16 protein-coding genes and 1 riboswitch are annotated in these 16973 nt (G+C 67.8%); of the genes, 7 read left to right on the top strand and 9 right to left on the bottom strand.

The genetic code is table 11. From position 1 onward, the window contains the following. Positions 1-89: 89 nt before the first annotated feature. Positions 90-1079 (top strand): N-acetyl-D-Glu racemase DgcA, encoded by a 990-nt coding sequence (gene dgcA / locus VRZ77_RS06305; protein ID WP_414591813.1) that lies wholly within the window; start codon positions 90-92, stop codon positions 1077-1079. On the opposite strand, the gene VRZ77_RS06310 is transcribed toward dgcA, so the two are convergent. Beyond that, a complete protein-coding gene (locus tag VRZ77_RS06310; RefSeq protein WP_414591814.1) occupies positions 1049-2200 on the bottom strand; it encodes an MFS transporter in 1152 nt (383 codons plus the stop codon). The two genes, dgcA and VRZ77_RS06310, sit on opposite strands and share 31 nt — an antisense overlap. A gap of 78 nt (positions 2201-2278) precedes the next feature. After that, complete coding sequence (gene thiD / locus VRZ77_RS06315; RefSeq protein WP_414591815.1) at positions 2279-3088, bottom strand: bifunctional hydroxymethylpyrimidine kinase/phosphomethylpyrimidine kinase; 810 nt, start codon at positions 3086-3088, stop codon at positions 2279-2281. Between the two features lie 69 nt (positions 3089-3157). Continuing rightward, positions 3158-3261, bottom strand: a riboswitch (TPP riboswitch). A 132-nt stretch (positions 3262-3393) separates the two neighbouring features. On the opposite strand from thiD, the gene VRZ77_RS06320 reads away from it, so the two are divergent. After that, positions 3394-3630: an Lrp/AsnC ligand binding domain-containing protein gene (locus VRZ77_RS06320; protein WP_414591816.1), complete on the top strand. Its 237-nt coding sequence runs from the start codon at positions 3394-3396 to the stop codon at positions 3628-3630. 5 nt (positions 3631-3635) lie between these two features. Here VRZ77_RS06320 and VRZ77_RS06325 read toward each other — a convergent pair whose 3' ends face one another. From VRZ77_RS06325 to VRZ77_RS06335, 3 genes are read right to left on the bottom strand one after another with little or no spacing between them, the layout of a single operon-like run. Beyond that, positions 3636-4562 (bottom strand): DMT family transporter, encoded by a 927-nt coding sequence (locus VRZ77_RS06325; RefSeq protein WP_414591817.1) that lies wholly within the window; start codon positions 4560-4562, stop codon positions 3636-3638. Between the two features lie 60 nt (positions 4563-4622). Continuing rightward, positions 4623-5324 carry a cytochrome b/b6 domain-containing protein gene (locus VRZ77_RS06330; protein ID WP_414591818.1) on the bottom strand — a complete coding sequence of 234 codons (702 nt, stop codon included), beginning with the start codon at positions 5322-5324 and terminating at the stop codon, positions 4623-4625. Between the two features lie 44 nt (positions 5325-5368). Further along, a complete protein-coding gene (locus VRZ77_RS06335; protein ID WP_414591819.1) occupies positions 5369-5806 on the bottom strand; it encodes a c-type cytochrome in 438 nt (145 codons plus the stop codon). Between the two features lie 253 nt (positions 5807-6059). Between VRZ77_RS06335 and VRZ77_RS06340 the strand changes: the two genes are divergently transcribed. Further along, positions 6060-6875 carry a universal stress protein gene (locus VRZ77_RS06340; RefSeq protein WP_414591820.1) on the top strand — a complete coding sequence of 272 codons (816 nt, stop codon included), beginning with the start codon at positions 6060-6062 and terminating at the stop codon, positions 6873-6875. A gap of 49 nt (positions 6876-6924) precedes the next feature. Here VRZ77_RS06340 and VRZ77_RS06345 read toward each other — a convergent pair whose 3' ends face one another. Next, the gene (locus VRZ77_RS06345; protein ID WP_414591821.1) at positions 6925-7773 is read right to left on the bottom strand and encodes a fumarylacetoacetate hydrolase family protein; all 849 of its coding nucleotides are present in this window, start codon (positions 7771-7773) and stop codon (positions 6925-6927) included. 191 nt (positions 7774-7964) lie between these two features. On the opposite strand from VRZ77_RS06345, the gene VRZ77_RS06350 reads away from it, so the two are divergent. The 3 genes from VRZ77_RS06350 (at position 7965) to VRZ77_RS06360 (ending at position 10563) form a co-directional block, all read left to right on the top strand. Next, positions 7965-8558, top strand: coding sequence for a LysE family translocator (locus VRZ77_RS06350; protein WP_414591822.1), 594 nt, complete (start codon positions 7965-7967; stop codon positions 8556-8558). Positions 8559-8698: 140 nt separating this feature from the next. Next, positions 8699-9505, top strand: a complete 807-nt coding sequence (locus tag VRZ77_RS06355) for a UDP-2,3-diacylglucosamine diphosphatase (RefSeq protein WP_414591823.1) — start codon at positions 8699-8701, stop codon at positions 9503-9505. Next, the gene (locus tag VRZ77_RS06360) at positions 9505-10563 is read left to right on the top strand and encodes a glycosyltransferase family 4 protein (protein WP_414591824.1); all 1059 of its coding nucleotides are present in this window, start codon (positions 9505-9507) and stop codon (positions 10561-10563) included. Before VRZ77_RS06355 ends, VRZ77_RS06360 begins: the two co-directional genes overlap by 1 nt. A gap of 9 nt (positions 10564-10572) precedes the next feature. Here the strand turns inward: VRZ77_RS06360 and VRZ77_RS06365 are convergent, their stop codons facing one another. Beyond that, positions 10573-11586, bottom strand: coding sequence for a threonine ammonia-lyase (locus VRZ77_RS06365; protein WP_414591825.1), 1014 nt, complete (start codon positions 11584-11586; stop codon positions 10573-10575). A gap of 180 nt (positions 11587-11766) precedes the next feature. Here VRZ77_RS06365 and VRZ77_RS06370 point away from each other — a divergent pair, with 180 nt between their 5' ends. Further along, on the top strand, positions 11767-12387 hold the full coding sequence (locus VRZ77_RS06370) for a helix-turn-helix domain-containing protein (protein ID WP_414591826.1): 621 nt from the start codon (positions 11767-11769) through the stop codon (positions 12385-12387). Positions 12388-12470: 83 nt separating this feature from the next. On the opposite strand, the gene VRZ77_RS06375 is transcribed toward VRZ77_RS06370, so the two are convergent. Both VRZ77_RS06375 and VRZ77_RS06380 read right to left on the bottom strand, forming a co-directional pair. Further along, the gene (locus VRZ77_RS06375; protein WP_414591827.1) at positions 12471-15635 is read right to left on the bottom strand and encodes an efflux RND transporter permease subunit; all 3165 of its coding nucleotides are present in this window, start codon (positions 15633-15635) and stop codon (positions 12471-12473) included. Between the two features lie 17 nt (positions 15636-15652). After that, positions 15653-16846, bottom strand: a complete 1194-nt coding sequence (locus VRZ77_RS06380; protein WP_414591828.1) for an efflux RND transporter periplasmic adaptor subunit — start codon at positions 16844-16846, stop codon at positions 15653-15655. Positions 16847-16973: the final 127 nt, after the last annotated feature.

Below are 16973 nucleotides of genomic sequence, written 5' to 3' on the forward strand. Positions count from 1 at the left end.
CTTTCCCTGTGACGGCCGGACAGCCGCGCCGGCTGGCTTTATCGTGACCGGACGCCGCAGCGATTCGCGGCGCATCTCGGTCGGTCGCCATGCACAACCCATCCCCCCGCCTTCATGTCCGCGTCGAACGCTTTCCGATCCGCGGTAGCTTCACCATCGCCCGCGGCTCGAAAACCGAGGCCGTGGTTGTGGTGGCCGAGATTCATGCGGATGGCATCGTCGGGCGCGGCGAATGCGTGCCCTATGCGCGCTATGGCGAGAGCGTGGAGGGCGTCGCGGCCGCGATCGGGGCCATGGCGGCCGCAGTGGCGCAGGGGCTGACGCGGACCGCGCTTCAGCAACGCATGCCGGCCGGCGCCGCGCGCAATGCGCTCGACTGCGCGTTCTGGGACCTTGAGGCCAAGCGCGCGGGCCTGCGCGCCCATGCGCTCGCCGGCGTGCCGGCGCCCTCGCCGGTGGTCACCGCCTACACGCTCAGCCTCGACACGCCGCAGGCGATGGCGCGGGCCGCGCGCGAGGCGGCCCGTCCGGTGCTCAAGCTCAAGCTTGGCGGCGATGAGGATATCGCCCGGCTCGACGCCATCCGCGCCGCCGTGCCGGAGGCCGCTCTCATCATCGATGCCAATGAGGGCTGGAATGGCGGCAATCTCATGCACAATATGGAAGCCTGCGCCCAAGCCGGCGTGAGGCTGGTGGAGCAGCCGCTGCCCGCAGGGGACGATGCGCTGCTGGAGCGCGTGCCTCACCTGATCCCGATCTGCGCCGATGAGAGCGCGCATGACCGCGCCGGCCTGCCCCGCCTCATCGGACGCTACGACGCGATCAACATCAAGCTCGACAAGACCGGCGGCCTCACCGAGGCGCTGGCCCTGGCGGAGGCTGCGCGCGGCGCGGGGCTCGACCTCATGGTCGGCTGCATGGTCGCGACCTCGCTGTCCATGGCGCCGGCGCTGCTGCTGGCCGGGCAGGCCCGCTTCGTCGACCTCGACGGCCCGCTGCTGCTGGCGCACGACCGCGCGCCCGGCCTCGTCTATGAAGGCAGCCTGGTCTATCCGCCCGAGGCCGCGCTCTGGGGCTGAGGTCGCATCCAGGCGGCAAAGGCGAGACCCGCACCCGCGAGCGCCATCAGCGCCGATGTGTAGAACGCCCCCGCTCCAAACAGGGTCCAGAGCGGGCCGGACAGCAGGATCGTCCCGGTCATCACGATTGCCGTCGCCCAGGAGGCCAGCGCCTGCGTGCCCGCCTGCCGCCCGGCCGGCGCGTGGCGCGCCACCAGTTCGACCGTGCCGAGATAGGTGCAGCCGAAGGTCAGCCCGTGCAGCATCTGCAGGCCGGCCAGCAGCGGCAATGGCGGTTCCAGCGCCATCGCGCCGAAGCGCAGCACCCCGGCAAGGCCGCCAAGCATCAGGAGCCGCTCCGGCCCGAGGCGGGCGGTGGTGCGGGTGCCGACCCGGAACAGCAGCACTTCCGCGAGCACGCCGACCGCCCACAGCAGACCGATCACGGCATCGGAATAGCCGAGAGCGCGCCAGTGCACCGAGGCGAAGGCGTACAGCACGCCATGCGAGCCCTGCACCAGCGCCGCCGCCGCGATGCCGATCGCGAGGATGGCGGTCACGCTGGCCTTCTCGGCGCGCGCGCCGCGCGGCGCCAGCGGCGCTTCCTCCAGCAGCGCGGAAGCCCCCGCCGTGACCAGCGCGCCGGCGACGATGAACCAGATCACCGCGTCGCCCGGCAGAAGCCCCAGCAGCAGGCCGCCGGCCATGTTGCCGCCGATGAAGGACAGCGAGCCCCACAGCCGCACCCGGCCGTAATCCAGCTGCCCGAGTTTGCGCCGCGACACCGCATAGGCGTCGATCACCGGCAGGCTCGGCTGCCAGAAGCAGGTGGCGAGCGCCAGCGCGATCAGCATGGTCGCCGTGCTCGGCGCCAGCGCCACGCCGGCAAAGCACAGCGCGGTCGCCAGCGCGTAGAGCATGAGCGTCGCGCGCGGCCGCCCGCTTCGGTCCGCGATCAGTCCGCCAAGCGGCATGGTGAACAGCCGCGCCGCCATCGGCACGGCGAGCGCGAAGGCGATCCATGAAGCATCGAAACCGCGCGCCTGCAGCCACACCGGGAAGAACGGCATGTAGACGCCGATGCCGAAGAACAGGCCGACATAAACGGCGGCAATGGCGTGACGCGGGGCGAGGACGGGCACGATGCGGGGCTCGGGAGAAAAAGACCGCGCCTCGATATCAGGAAGCCGGGTACGTTGCGAGGCGCGCCATCGCCCGCCTCACCCCCACCAGGCGTGGAAGTGATGCACCGGCCCGTGGCCGCTCCCGATCTCCAGCCGGTCGGCGGCGCCGATGGCGGCGGAAAGATACGCCTTGGCCGCCTCCACCGCCGCCCGCAGCGGCAATCCCTTGGCGAGCCCCGCCGCAATGGCCGAGGACAGGGTGCAGCCGGTGCCATGGGTGTTGCGGGTGGCAAGACGCGGGGCGGAAAGCTCCAGCACGCCCTCCGCGTCGAGCAGCACGTCGATGCTCTCCGGCCCCTCGCCGTGCCCGCCCTTGATCAGCACCGCGTTCGGCCCCATGGCGATCAGGCGCTCCGCCTGCCGGCGCATCGCGGGCAGCGTGGTGGCGGTCTCGTCGTCGAGCAGCGCGGCGGCTTCCGGCAGGTTTGGCGTGATCACCAGCGCGCGCGGCAGCAGGGAGGATCGCAGCGATTCCACCGCTTCGGGCACCAGCAGCCGCGCGCCAGACGCCGCGACCATCACCGGATCGAGCACCACCGTCGTGAGCCCGTGTCGGTCCAGTCCCGCCGCCACCGCCTCGATCGCCTCGGGGCGCGAGAGCATGCCGATCTTCACCGCGTCGACCTTGAGATCGGAGAACACGGCGTCGATCTGCGCGCCGATGAAGGCCGGCGGCACGTCGTGGATCCCGGTGACGCCGAGCGTGTTCTGCGCGGTGAGCGCGGTGATGACGCTCGCGCCGTAAACCCCGAGCGCCGAAAAGGTCTTGAGGTCGGCCTGAATGCCGGCGCCGCCGCCGGAATCCGAGCCCGCAATGGTCACCGCGATAGACGTCTTGGCGTTCATCAGGCGCTCTCCCTTGACCGGGAAGGCCGGGTGCGGACCGGGCGCGGCAAGGCCCCGCGGCGCGCGATCCGTTTCCTCCGCCGGCATGACCCGGATCAGGTTCGTGGGTTGGCTGCGCGCCTGCGGCCTCTGCCGCCGACGCCGGCCTCTCAGCCCTTGCGGGCACCCCAACGCGATCGTTGACCGACGCATAGGCGAAGCTGCCGGCCCTTGCAAGGCGCCCGGGCGGAGGCTGGCACCGAGGGGTTGCGCCCGCGCCCGGCTTCTGTTCCTTTGGCGCACCTGAACCGGCCCGGAATTCCGAAATGGTCCCCTTCTTCGTGCAGATCAAATGCCAGCTCGGCCGCTCCTATGAGGTGGCCAACGCCATCGCCGATGCCGAAATCGCCTCGGAAATCTATTCCACCGCCGGGGAGTTCGACCTTCTCGTGAAGTTCTATGTCACGGAAGGCACGGATATCGGCCATTTCGTGAACCAGAAGGTGCATTCCGTGCCCGGCATCCAGGACACGCGCACGCTCATCACCTTCAAGGCATTCTGAACCGGTCAGACCGAGGGGCCGGAAGGGGTGGTGGAATCGGCCATTGCCCGTGCCAGCGCCTCGGCCTTCCGGCGATCCTGCCACAGCACATAGAGGCCGGCGCCGATCACGATCAGCGCGCCGAGCAGCACCAGAAGCGGCGGGACTTCCGCGAACAGGAAAAAGCCGAGCAGCAGCGACCACAGCATCGCCGAATAGGCGAAGGGTGCGACCACGGAGGCCGGCGCATAGCGATAGCTCTCGGTGAGCAGGATCTGCGCGATGCCGCCCACCACACCGATGGTGACCAGCAGCCCCGCCTCGAACAGGCTCGGCAGGCGCCAGCCCCAGGCCGCCGTCGCCAGCCCCGCCACCGCCGCCAGCGCCTGAAAATAGAACACGATCGCCGCAGTGGTTTCGGTCGCGGTCAGCCGGCGCACCTGCACCATGGCGCCGGCGGTGAAGAAGGCACCGAGCAGCGCGCAGCTTGCGCCGATCACGCTCTCCACCGTGTCGAAACCCTCGCCCATGTGCGGCCACAGCATAATCACCACGCCGCCGAGCCCGACGGCGACCGCCGCCCAGCGATAAAGCATCACCTTCTCGTGCAGGAGCATCGCGGCAAGTGCCACCGTGATCAGCGGCGCGGTGAAACCGATGGCGGTGGCGTCGGCGAGCGGAATACGCGCCAGCGCGGCAAAGCTCAGCCCCATGGCGGTGACGCCGATGGTCCCGCGCACGATATGGCCCACCGGATTGGCGGTGCGCACCGCCGCGCTGATCTCATGGCGCCAGGCGAGCAGCGCCAGCAGCGGGAACAGCGCGAAGAAGGAGCGCGCGAACACCACCTCGCCGGTCGGGACCGTTCCCGACACGATGCGCACCAGCGCTGCCATGATGGTGAAGAGGAAGGTTGCGCCGATCTGCAGCGCAATGCCTTTTGCCGCGTTCATGGCCGCCTTGGAGCACGATGGGCGAGTCTCAGCAAGAGTCCTGACGCGTAACGTGACGGCTCATGGAAACGGGTCGCCGCCCGCGAGCCAGATGCCGCCGAAAACGACGCCCGCTGCGGCCGCAAGGCACGCCAGCGCGAGCAACACAGAGCCCGGCGTCGCCGGCGCGCGGTCGACGAACGCCATGGGCCGCTTGCGCCCGCTCAGCATGGCGAGGATCAAATTATCACTGCCGAACAGCGAATAGGCGAGGTTCGCCGCGACATGCAGCCCGACTAGCCAGAGCAGGATTTCGAAAATCTGGCCGTGCAGGGCGGAGGCCCGCGACACGATATCCGGGTCCACGGCAAGCGCCATCGGCCCGTCGACCATGATGTCATCGGTGGTGAACAGGCCGGTGAGCGCCTGCGCGCCCACCACGGCGAGCAGCGCCATCACCATCCAGCCGCCGACCGGATTGTGACCGAGATAATGCTGCGGCCTCCCGCGCAGCAGCGACCCGATATAGGACATCGCTGCCCCCGGCCCGCGCAGGAAGCCCGCGAAGCGCGCCGTGCTGCCGCCGACCACCCCCCAGAGCAGGCGGAAGACCAGCACGACGAGGATCGCGAGGCCGTTTCGCATGTGCCAGACCAGCGTCTCGTCGCCGTAATATTTGGTCGCGAAGGCGAGTCCGACCAGGGCGGCCAGCATCCATTTGGAGAGGCGGGTCGGCAGATCCCAGGCGAGAACGCTCGCCTGGGTCGCGGGAGTGGAGGACATGTCGGAAAACCCGTCAGCTTTCGATGCCGCAGCTTATGGCGCGATCAGCTTTTGGCGCGGAACGTGTCATGGCAGCCGCCGCAGGAGCGCACCACGGCCGGGAAGTTCGCCTTGAAGCTCGCCTCATCGGTGATCGCCGCGCGCGCCGCCTTGGCGTCGGCCGCGAATTTGGTGAACAGCGCCTTGAACTCAGCGTTCTTCTCCCACACCGCCGGCAGCGCGTCGCTACCAGCCTGCGAGCCCTCGGGGAACAGGGTTGGTAACGTCGCGGCATTCTTCACATAAACGTCGAGCGCAGCCTGCACCGGAGCGAGCTCGAACGGGGCCTTGCCCTGGAGCATCGCGCCGACCGGACGGGTCGCCTGCCCCCACTCCTTCATCAGGCCCTCGCGCTGCTTGATGACGTCGGACTGCGCCACCACCGCCGTGGCATAGCTGGCCAGCGAAACGGCAGCGACGGCTGCGAGCACGCGGAATTTCATGAAACAGGCTCCCTGAACAAGCTGACCCGACGTCAGCGGAAGGCCAGCTTAGTAAGGCTCTAAACGATAACAAGCCAACCAAAGACACCATCGCGCGCTCGTGATGCACCGCACACCGAAAAGCGGTTGAATGGCTCGGCGGAGACCTTTGGGTCGTGTTTTCCCCGATTGTCGACTGACCAAAATGACGTAGCGTCACTGACATTACCCAAGGTTGCTGGAAACGCTCCGTCCGTCGCAGGAAAGTAGGCCCATGTCTCTCCGCACCATTCTTCTTCACGCCGCTCCCGATAGCGGCTTCAACGACCGCCTCGCCTTCGCTGTCGGGCTCGCGCGCCAAAACGGCGCCACCCTCAAGGCGGTCTACACGCTCTATCCGGCCGGCGTTCCGCGCGTCGGCCGCGCGCTCGCGATCTACATCAAGGAGATCATGCGCGAGGCCAAGGAAAAGGAAGCCGGCCTGAAATCCAGGTTCGACGCCGCGATCGCCGCCGCCGGCGTGACTGGCGACTGGGTGGTGGTCGAGGGCGAGGTGACGCCGGAGCTGCGCGAGGCCACCAATTTCGCCGATCTCACCGTGGTCAGCGAGACGCCGGAAGGCACGGTCGACGACGACCTCGCCGCGACGATGCCGGAACACCTGGCGCTCGCCTGCAATGCGCCGGTCGTGGTGGTGCCGACGGGCAAGCCGGTGCCTGCCCGCGTGGGCAAGGTGCTGATCGCGTGGAAGCCCTCGCGTGAAGCCGGACATGCCGTGCGCTTCGCCCTGCCGATTCTTGCGGGCGCGGACGCGGTGGAAGTGTTGACCGTCGGCGAGAACGGCAGGGTTCCGGACGCTTCCGGCGCCAAACTGGCCGATTTCCTCGGCACCCACGGCATCAAGGCGACCCACCGCCATGTCGAGAGCAATTCCCCCAGTACTGCCATCGTCGAGGAAGCCACCGCGTTCGGTGCCGACCTCATCGTCATGGGCGCCTATAGCCGCTCGCGCCTTGCCGAGCTGGTGCTGGGCGGTGTCACCGCCTCGCTGCTTGCCCGCCCGCCGGTCGCGCTGCTCTGCGCCCATTGAGGTATCACGGAGGGCACCCGCGCCGGGTGCCCTCTCCTTCCGGCACAGGTCAGCCGGGGAACGCCACGACCGTCTGGCGCTGCTCGCCTAGCCCCTCGACGCCGAGCGTCACCACGTCGCCCGGCTTGAGATAGACCGGCGGCTTCATGCCGAGCCCGACACCAGGCGGCGTGCCGGTGATGATCACGTCGCCGACATCCAGCACCATGAAGCGGCTGATATAGGCCACCAGGAAATTCGCGTTGAAGATCATGGTGCGGGTCGAGCCGCGCTGGCGCTTCTCGCCGTTCACGTCGCACCACATGGCAAGGTTTTGCACGTCCGGAATCTCGTCCGGCGTCACCAGCCACGGGCCGAGCGGGCCGAAGGTCTCGCAGCTCTTGCCCTTGATCCACTGCCCGCCCTGCTCGATCTGGAAGGCGCGCTCCGAGACGTCATTGGCGAGGCAGAAGCCGGCGATGTGGGCTGGCGCCTCCGCCTCCTCGACATAGCGCGCGGTCTTGCCGATCACGATGCCGAGCTCGACCTCCCAGTCGAGCTTCGTTGAGCCCTTCGGCTGGATGATGTCGTCATCGGGTCCGACAATGCAGTTCGGCGCCTTGGAGAACAGCACCGGCTCGGCCGGGATCGGCATGCCCGCCTCCTCGGCATGGTCGGCATAGTTCAGCCCGACCGCGATGAAATGGCCGGGCCGCGCCACGCAGGGGCCGAGACGCGCGCCGGCGGGCGCGGCGGGCAGCGATGCGGGCGACAGCGCGGCGAGCCTCGCAAGCCCCTCCGGCGACAGCGTTTCTCCACCGATATCCGGCACAAGGGCGCTGAGGTCCCGCACGATGCCATCCGCATCGATCAGGCCGGGCTTCTCCTTGCCGGGAGCGCCGAAACGCACGAGCTTCATGTCTGGTCCTCGAAGGCTGGAAGGATGTGAGGGAGCGATTCTGGCGCGGAGTATTCGCCGCGCTTCCGGGCTCGGCAAGGGAGACGCATGGAAATCGCGCGATCCTTTCGGGTTGCGGCCCTGCCGGCGGGGCTGTAACTGTGCCGGCAATAATGTCAGCAATGCTGACCAAAATTCCCCCGGAGAGTGCCGTGTCCGTGCAGATCGTCTCGCTGTTCCTGTTCGCCATCGCCGGGGCCATCACGCCGGGGCCGAACAACATGATTTCGGCGGGCTCGGGCGCGGCTTTCGGCTTCCGGCGCACCCTGCCGCAAATCTGGGGTGTCGCGGTCGGCTTCACGGTGATGGTGATCGCGGTGGGCCTCGGCCTCGGCGCGGTCTTCACCGCCCTGCCCTTCCTGCATTGGGCGTTGAAACTCGCGGGCGCCGCCTATCTGCTGTTCCTCGCCTGGAAAATCGCCAATGCCGGCGGCCCGGCGGGCGGGACCGCGCTGGAGAAGCCGTTTACACTGTTGCAGTCCGCGCTGTTCCAGTGGGTGAACCCCAAGGCCTGGACCATCGCGCTCAGCATCGTGCCGGCCTTCACCACCATTGGCGGCGATCTCGTCACCGAGGTGGTGGTGATCGCGGTGGTGTGCGGCATCGTCACTCTGCCGGCGCTAGCGCTGTGGGCAGGCTTCGGTGTGATGCTCGCCCGCGCCTTCTCCGAGCCGCGCCAGCAGCGCCTCGTCAACCGCGCCATGGGTGCGCTGGTGGCCGCCAGCTTGGTGATGCTGTTCCTCTGAGACGCGTGCGGTGCAGCACGTGTCATAAAAGCGTGATCCGAGTCGGGCTTATGGGACGCATGAACCCATCATCGGACCCACTCGGACGCGTGCCCTTCGAGGACACGCCATTCGCGACTATGGCGGGGAGCTCCTCCGAGATGAACGACGCGCCCGACGCACGCCGCTATCGCAGCCTGTTCCTGTCCGACGTCCATCTCGGCACCAAGGGCTGCCAGGCGGACCTGCTGCTGGATTTCCTGCGCTATCACGACGCCGACACGCTCTATCTGGTCGGCGACATCGTGGACGGCTGGCGCCTGCGCTCGGGCTGGTACTGGCCGCAGGCGCATAACGACGTGGTGCAGAAACTGCTGCGCAAGGGGCGCAAGGGCACGCGTATCGTCTACCTGCCGGGGAACCATGATGAATTCCTCCGCGATTATTACGGCAGCCATTTCGGCGGCATCGAGGTGGTGGAAACCGCGATCCACGAAGCGGCCGACGGCAAGCGCTTCCTCGTCATCCATGGCGACGTGTTCGACGTCGTGGTGCGGCACGCGCGCTGGCTCGCCTTCCTCGGCGACGGCGCCTACACCGCCGCGCTCGGGCTCAACACCCATCTCAACTGGATCCGCCGCAAACTCGGCTTTCCCTATTGGTCTCTGAGCCAATGGGCCAAGCTCAAGGTCAAGAACGCGGTGAACTTCATCGGCCGGTTCGAGGAAGCGGTCGCCACCGAGGCGCGCCGCCACAAGGTCGACGGCGTGATCTGCGGACATATCCACCACGCCGCGCAGCACGATAATTTTGGCGTGCGCTACCTCAATTGCGGCGACTGGGTGGAAAGCTGCACCGCCATCGTCGAGCACGAGGATGGACGCTTCGAGATCATCGACTGGGCCCGCCTCACCCGCGCCCGCACCAGCGCGCCCCTGCTGCTGGAACGCCCGAAGGCCGCCGCCTGATGCGAATCCTGATCGCGACCGATGCCTGGACACCGCAGGTCAACGGCGTCGTCCGCTCGCTCCAGCACACCGCCCGCGAGGCGCGCGAACTCGGTGCGCAGATCGACTTCCTGACGCCGGGCGATTTCCGCACCATCCCGATGCCGACCTACCCGGAGGTGCGACTGGCGCTCGCCACGCGCTCCATGGTGGCCCGACGCATGGACGAGATCGGCGCCGACCTCGTGCACATCGCCACCGAAGGGCCCATCGGCCTGCGCGCGCGCAGCGTCTGCCTGTCGCGCGGCGCTACCTTCACGACGAGCTACCACACGCGCTTCCCGGAATATCTCGCGGCCCGCGCACCTGTGCCCGAGCGCCTATCCTATGCTTGGCTGCGGCGCTTCCACAATGCCGGCGCCGGCATCATGGTCTCGACCCCCACGCTTCGCGACGAGTTGGCGGCGCGCGGCTTCCGCAACATCATGCCGTGGTCGCGCGGCGTCGATGCCACGCTGTTCCGCCCGCGCACGCGGGAGGAGATCGCCGATCCCGCGCTCGATTTTCCCGGCCCGGTGTTCCTCTATGTCGGCCGCGTCGCGGTCGAGAAGAACATCAGCGCCTTTCTGGAGCTGGACCTGCCCGGCACCAAGGTCGTGGTCGGCGACGGCCCGGCCCGCGCCGAGCTGGAGGCAAAGCACCCCGATGCGCGCTTCCTCGGCATGAAGCAGGGCGAGGACTTGGCGCGGGTCTATTCCAGCGCCGACGTCTTCGTGTTTCCCAGCCTCACCGACACGTTCGGCATCGTGCTGTTGGAAGCGCTGGCGAGCGGCGTGCCGGTCGCGGCCTTTCCGGTCACCGGCCCGCGCGACGTCATCGGCGCCGCCCCGGCGGATCGTCCGGTCGGGGTGCTCGACAACGACCTGCGCGCGGCGGCGCTGGCGGCGCTGCACATCGACCGCGCCGATGCCCGTCAGTTCGCGCTGGGCTATAGCTGGCGCGCCTGCACCCAGCAGTTTCTCGACAATATCGAGACCGCCCGGCAGGCCGGCCTGCCGACGCTCGCCGCGGCGTGCTGACGCCGACGTTCAGGCCCTGCCGGCGGCGAGGCAGCGGTTGAACACCGCCGCATCGACATTGCCACCCGAGAGCACAACCGCCGCCACCTTGCCGCGCAGATCGACCCGGCCCGCCAACACCGCCGCGAGCGCGACCGCGCCGCCGGGCTCCACCACCAGCTTCAGCTCCTCGAAGGCGAAGGCCACGGCGCGCTCGACTTCCTCATCGGTGGCGGAAACCCCCTCGCCCACGATGCGCGACGAAATCTCGAAGGTCAGCGCCCCAGGGGTCGCCGCCATCAGCGCGTCGCAGATCGAGCCGGACACGCGGTTGTTGCGCTCGCGCCCGCCGGAACGGAACGAGCGTGCATGGTCGTCGAAGCCGGCCGGCTCGGCGGTCATCACCCGCGCCTCGGGAAACCGCGCCTTGACGGCGAGGGCGATACCGGAAATCAGCCCGCCGCCCGAGGCGTTGGCGAGTACAACGTCCGGCCTCAGGTCGAGAGCCTCTAGATCCTGTGCAATCTCATAGCCGACCGTGCCCTGTCCGGCGATGATGTGGAAATCGTCATAGGGCGGTACGTAGATCGCGCCGCGCTCGCGGGCGATGTCGCCGGCGATGGCGTCGCGGTCCTCGCTCTCCCGGTCATATTCGACCACCTCGCCGCCAAAGGCGATGGTGCGCGCCTTCTTCACCGCCGGGGCGTCCTTCGGCATGACGATGACCGAGCGCATGCCCATCAGCGTCGCCGCCGCCGCCACGCCCTGCGCGTGGTTGCCGGAGGAGCAGGCGACGACGCCACCGGCGCGCTCGGATTCGGCAATGCGCGAGATGCGGTTATAGGCGCCGCGGAACTTGAACGAGCCGGTGCGCTGCAGCGGTTCGGGCTTCAGGAACACCCGCCCTCCGGTCATCGCGTCAAGCCGCGCCGAGGACACCAGCGGCGTGTGCACCGCCACTCCCGCGAGGCGCTCGGCGGCCGAGGCGATGTCGTCGACGGTCGGAAGCACCGGAGCGGAGCCGGAGGAAAGGGAGGTCGCCATGATGGTCACCATCGTTGGGAGCGTGCGCCGTTGCCGGCATATCGGACGCGCATCTTGGCACATTCGTGACCGCGCGTGCATAGGCTGTCGCAACCGGCCGCGATGCAACCCGTGCGTCGCTTGCCTCCACCGGCCGGCTCGACCTACAACTCGTCTTCCCCAACCAGAGCAGGAGCCGGCATGTCAGGCCGCACGCGCTTTCTCGATCGTGGCGGCATGGAAGCCGGTGCGCAGGCCATTACCGGCCAGCTCGGCCGCACCATCCAGCGCCTGCGCAAGACCTATAATCTTTCGCTGTCGGAACTCTCCGAGCAGTCCGGCGTCGCCAAGTCGATCATCAGCCAGATCGAGCGCAACGAGACCAACCCGACGCTCGCCACGGTGTGGCGGCTGTCGCAAGCGCTGGACGTCTCGATCGAGCGATTCCTCGCGGCGACCGACGACGAGCCCTTCGTCGAGCATCTGACCCGCGCCGACACGCCGATCCTCGTCTCCGAGGACGGCAAGTGCCGGCTCACCATCACCGGCTGGATCAAGACGGTGGAATGGCTGCAATGGTTCGATTTCGTCGCCGAGCCCTGCGGCGAACTGGTTTCCGACGGCCACCAGCGCGGCTCGATCGAATGCCTCTCGGTGCTGTCGGGCGAACTGGAGGTGGAATGCGCCGACGTGGTGGAGGTCGCCCGTGCCGGCGAGACGCTGCGCTACCGCTGCGACCGACGCCATGTGATCCGCAACAAGGGCAGCGAGACCGCCCACGCCACCATGGTCTGCCTGCTCAAGGCCGCCGTGCTCGACTGAGCCGCCCCCCCTCCCCGGAAGAGACGAAGGGCGCCGCATCGGGGGATGCAGCGCCCTTTTCCATGTTCGGGATCGCGCCCCCGTCAGTGCGGGGCCGGCTCGGCCGCCCGCGCGCGGCGACGCTCGCCAAAGCTCGCCAGCCAGCGGCACACCACATAGAAGGTGGGCGTGAACAGCAGGCCGAAGAACGTCACGCCGATCATGCCGGAGAACACCGCCGTGCCCAGCGACTGGCGCAGCTCGGCGCCGGCGCCAGTGGCGATCACCAGCGGCACCACGCCGAGGATGAAGGCCAGTGAGGTCATGATGATCGGGCGCAGGCGGAGCTGCGCGGCCTGGGTCGCGGCAGCGAAGCGGTCCTCGCCGCGATCCTCAAGCTGCTTGGCGAATTCCACGATCAGGATCGCGTTCTTCGCTGCGAGGCCGATCAGCACGATGAAGCCGACCTGACTGAGGATGTTGCTGTCCTGCCCGCGGTACAGGATGCCGACAATGGCGGCGATCAAGCACATCGGCACGATCAGCACCACCGCCAGTGGCAGCGTCAGGCTCTCATACTGAGCCGCCAGCACCAGGAATACGAACACAACGCCTAGCCCGAAGGCGAAGACGGCGGTGTTGCCCGCCCGGAGCTGCTGATAGGCCAGCGCGGTCCACTCGAAGGAGAAGCCGTCCGGCAGCGTCTCGGCGGCGATCTGCTGCATCATCTGGATCGCCTGCCCCTGCGAGACGCCCGGCATCGTGTCGCCGTCGAGCTCGGCGGCGGGATACAAATTGTAGCGCGGCACGCGATAGGGGCCGGAAATGTCCCGCACCGTGGTGAAGGAGCCGAGCGGCACAGTCTCGCCGCTCGCGTTCTTCACCCGCAATTGCAGCAGGTCCTCGGGCGTCAGCCGGAACGGTGCATCCGCCTGCGCCTGCACGCGGTAGGTACGGCCGAACAGGTTGAAGTCGTTCACATAGGACGAGCCGATATAGGTCTGCAGCGTGGCGAACACATCGGCCATGTTCACACCGAGCAACTGCGCCTTGGTGCGGTCGATGTCGAGGAAGAGCTGCGGCGTCGAAGTCTCGAACAGCGAGTAGACCTGCTTGAGACCCGGCGTCTGGTTGGCCCGGCCCATCATAGCGTAGACCGCGCCCTGCAGCGCCTCATAGCCGCGCCCACCGCGATCCTCGATCATCATGCGATAACCGCCGGCATTGCCGATGCCGTTCACCGGCGGCGGCATGACCACGATCATGAACGCTTCCTCGATCGACGCGAGCTTGCCGAAGAGCTGCCCCTGGATCGCGGCGGCCGACTGACCGGGATGCTTGGCGCGCTCTTCCGCCGGCCCGAGGATGACGAACATCGCCCCGGCATTGGGCGCGTTGGTGAAGGTCGCGCCGGAGAAGCCGACGATGTTCACGACATGCGCCACGCCGGGCGTCTTCAGCGTAAGCTGCGCCGCGCGCTGCATCACCTCATTGGTGCGCTGAAGCGCGGCGCCGCCGGGCAGCTGCGCGGCGACGATGAGGTAGCCGCGGTCCTGCGCCGGGATGAAGCCCTGCGGCGTCATGGTGAACAGCTTGAAGCCGCCGGCCAGGATCGCGACATAGACCAGCAGCACCACGACGGCGATGCGCACAAGCTTGCCGGTGAGCCAGCCATAGCCGCGCGACAGGCCGTCGAAGCCCTTGTTGAAGATGCGGAAGAAGGCGACGAACGGGCGCGCGTACCACGCCGGACGATGATCCTTCTCATGCGGCTTCAGCAGCAGCGCGCACATGGCCGGCGACAGGGTAAGCGAGACCAGCAGGGAGATCAGCGTCGAGCCCGCGATGGTCAGCGCGAACTGGCGGTAGAACTCGCCGGAAATGCCGGTGATGAAGGCCGAGGGGATGAACACCGAGGCCAACACGAGCGAGATCGCCACGAGCGCGCCGCCCACCTCGTCCATGGTCTTGTAGGCCGCGTCGCGCGGGCTCAGGCCGGTCGAGATGTTGTGCTCGACGCTCTCCACCACGACGATGGCGTCGTCGACGACGATGCCGATGGCCAGCACCAGGCCGAACAGCGACAGGTTGTTCAGCGAGAAGCCGAACAGGCTCATGATGAAGAACGTGCCGATCAGCGAGACCGGAATGGCGAGGATCGGGATGATCGCCGCGCGCCAGGACTGAAGGAACAGCACCACCACCACCACGACCAGCACGATCGCCTCGAAGATGGTGTGCTCCACCGCCCGGACGGATTCGGCGATGAACTGGGTCGGATTATAGGCGGTCGAATAGGTGACGCCGGGCGGGAAGCTCTTGGCGATCCGCACCATTTCCGCTTCGATCGCCTGTCCCGTCGCCAGCGCGTTCGAGCCCGGCAGCTGGAAAATGCCGAGCGCGACTGAGGGCTTGCTGTCGAAATAGGAGATCGAGGAATTGTCCTGCGCCTCGATGTTGATGCGCGCGACATCACGCAGCCGCACCACGGCGTCATTGGTCTGGCGAACGACGATGTTGCCGAACTCCTCGGGCGTCGACAGACGGCCCAGCGTGCGCACCGCGACCTGGAAGGCGAGTTGGTTCGGCACCGGCGGCGCGTTCAGAACGCCCGACGCGACCTGAAGATTCTGCGCCTGAAGCGCGGCGGTCACATCCGTCGCAGTGAGGCCCAGCGCCTCCAGCTTCTGCGGGTCGAGCCACACCTGCATCGCGTAGTCGCGCGAGCCGAACACGGTGATCGAGCCGACGCCCGGCACGCGCTGGAGCTGGTCCTTGATCTGCAGGTTGGCGTAGTTCGAGATGAACAGCGAGTCGCGCGTGTCATCCGGCGAGAACAGGCTCACCACCATCAGGATGTCGGGCGAGGACTTCGCCACCGTCACGCCGATCTGCTGCACTTCCTGCGGCAGGCGAGGGGTCGCGGTCGCGACGCGGTTCTGCACCTGCACCTGCGCGATATCGAGATCGGTGCCGATGTCGAAGGTCACGGCGATGGAGAAACGCCCGTCCGCCGAGGAGTTGGAGGAGATGTAGAGCATCCCCTCCACGCCGTTGATCTGCTGCTCGATGGGCGCGACCACGGTGTCGGCCACGGTCTCGGCGCTCGCGCCGGGATATTGGCCGGTGACGTTGACCACCGGCGGCGCGATATCGGGATACTGCGCAACGGGTAGCGCGATGAACGCGACGCCGCCCAGGATCATCACCACGATGGAGATCACCGCGGCGAAGATCGGACGATCGATGAAGAAATGCGAGAAGCGCATGGAATCGGCCTCCCGGTTCAGTTCGCGGCGGGGGCTGCGGGAGCGGCAGTGTTGGCGGGCTGCTCCAGCTTGCCGACGACCTGAGTGCCGGGCCGGATACGCATCAGGCCGTTGACCACCACGAGATCGTCCGGCTTGAGCCCGGAGGTGATCACGCGCTGGCCGTCGAACTGCCGGCCGAGCGTGACATAGGTAATCTTCGGTGCCTGGGGCGCGTCGCCGGGCTGCATGACATAGACGAACTTGCGGGTCTGCTCGGTGCCGATGGCGACGTCGGGCACCAGCAGCGCATCATGCGGCGCCGACGAAGGCACCTCGATGCGCCCGAACATGCCGGGGGTGAAGGCGGAATTGGGATTCTTGAAGGTCGCGCGGCCACGGATCGTACCGGTCTCGCGGCTGATCTGGTTGTCCACGAAGTCGAGCGTGCCCTCGTGGGTGAATTCCTTCTCGTTGATCAGGGCGAGCCGCACCGGGATCGAGCCGGTCTGCCCCAGCGCCTTGGCCATCTGCTGGTAGCGCAGGAAGGATGCCTCGTCATAGGTGAACTCGAAATAGATCGGGTCCAGCGAGACCACGGTGGCGAGCAGCGTGTTCGTGTTGGTGCCGCCCGAGCCACCGGTGACGAGATTGCCCACCGATACCTTGCGGTCGCCGATCCGCCCGGCAACCGGCGACGTCAGCTTGGTAAAGTCGAGGTCGAGCGCGGCGGCATCGACGGCGGCCTGCGCGGCAGCCACGCTGGCGCGCGCCGAGCGCTCGCTCTGCAGGCGCTGGTCGAAGGTCTGCTTGGAGATGACGGTCGAAGTCTTGTCCTGAATCAGCGTCTGCGCGCGCTCAAGGTCGGACTGCGCGAAGTCGAGATCGGCCTGGCTGCGCGCCAGATTGGCCTTGGCCTGGTCGAGCGCCACCTGGAACGGGCGCGGATCGATGGTGAACAGGAGCTGGCCCTGCTTCACCAGTTCGCCGTCCTTGAAATCGATGGTCTGCAGGTAGCCGGAGACGCGGGCATAAATCTGCACATCGTCGATGGCCTGGAACCGGCCGACATATTCGTCAAAATCGGTGATCGAGCGGGTCGTCGGCTTGGCCACGGTCACGCTCGGCGGCGGGGGAGCCTGCTGCGCCTGCTGGGGTTCCGAACAACCGGCGAGAGTGAGGCCGGCGGCGACGGACACGAGAAAAGCAGCGCGCGGCAACGGGATAAACATGAACCGACTCCGAGATAGATCTACTATCAGCCTGGATGCCCCATCCGAAGCTCGGCGCGCGCCCCGACCCGCCCGGACCACGCTCCATCGCTGCGACCTAGCACAGTTTTGCTGCACCGCGTAAGCA

The sequence above is a fragment of the Ancylobacter sp. G4_0304 genome, from assembly GCF_047501495.1.
Lineage (GTDB): Bacteria > Pseudomonadota > Alphaproteobacteria > Rhizobiales > Xanthobacteraceae > Ancylobacter.

What these genes read in the sequence shown, in the direction of transcription:
- dgcA (WP_414591813.1), top strand. Translation starts at nt 90, where the DNA reads ATGCACAACCCATCCCCCCGCCTTCATGTCCGCGTCGAACGCTTTCCG.
- thiD (WP_414591815.1), bottom strand. Translation starts at nt 3,088, where the DNA reads ATGAACGCCAAGACGTCTATCGCGGTGACCATTGCGGGCTCGGATTCC.
- VRZ77_RS06320 (WP_414591816.1), top strand. Translation starts at nt 3,394, where the DNA reads ATGGTCCCCTTCTTCGTGCAGATCAAATGCCAGCTCGGCCGCTCCTAT.
- VRZ77_RS06325 (WP_414591817.1), bottom strand. Translation starts at nt 4,562, where the DNA reads ATGAACGCGGCAAAAGGCATTGCGCTGCAGATCGGCGCAACCTTCCTC.
- VRZ77_RS06330 (WP_414591818.1), bottom strand. Translation starts at nt 5,324, where the DNA reads ATGTCCTCCACTCCCGCGACCCAGGCGAGCGTTCTCGCCTGGGATCTG.
- VRZ77_RS06335 (WP_414591819.1), bottom strand. Translation starts at nt 5,806, where the DNA reads ATGAAATTCCGCGTGCTCGCAGCCGTCGCTGCCGTTTCGCTGGCCAGC.
- VRZ77_RS06340 (WP_414591820.1), top strand. Translation starts at nt 6,060, where the DNA reads ATGTCTCTCCGCACCATTCTTCTTCACGCCGCTCCCGATAGCGGCTTC.
- VRZ77_RS06345 (WP_414591821.1), bottom strand. Translation starts at nt 7,773, where the DNA reads ATGAAGCTCGTGCGTTTCGGCGCTCCCGGCAAGGAGAAGCCCGGCCTG.
- VRZ77_RS06355 (WP_414591823.1), top strand. Translation starts at nt 8,699, where the DNA reads ATGAACGACGCGCCCGACGCACGCCGCTATCGCAGCCTGTTCCTGTCC.
- VRZ77_RS06360 (WP_414591824.1), top strand. Translation starts at nt 9,505, where the DNA reads ATGCGAATCCTGATCGCGACCGATGCCTGGACACCGCAGGTCAACGGC.
- VRZ77_RS06365 (WP_414591825.1), bottom strand. Translation starts at nt 11,586, where the DNA reads ATGGCGACCTCCCTTTCCTCCGGCTCCGCTCCGGTGCTTCCGACCGTC.
- VRZ77_RS06370 (WP_414591826.1), top strand. Translation starts at nt 11,767, where the DNA reads ATGTCAGGCCGCACGCGCTTTCTCGATCGTGGCGGCATGGAAGCCGGT.
- VRZ77_RS06375 (WP_414591827.1), bottom strand. Translation starts at nt 15,635, where the DNA reads ATGCGCTTCTCGCATTTCTTCATCGATCGTCCGATCTTCGCCGCGGTG.
- VRZ77_RS06380 (WP_414591828.1), bottom strand. Translation starts at nt 16,846, where the DNA reads ATGTTTATCCCGTTGCCGCGCGCTGCTTTTCTCGTGTCCGTCGCCGCC.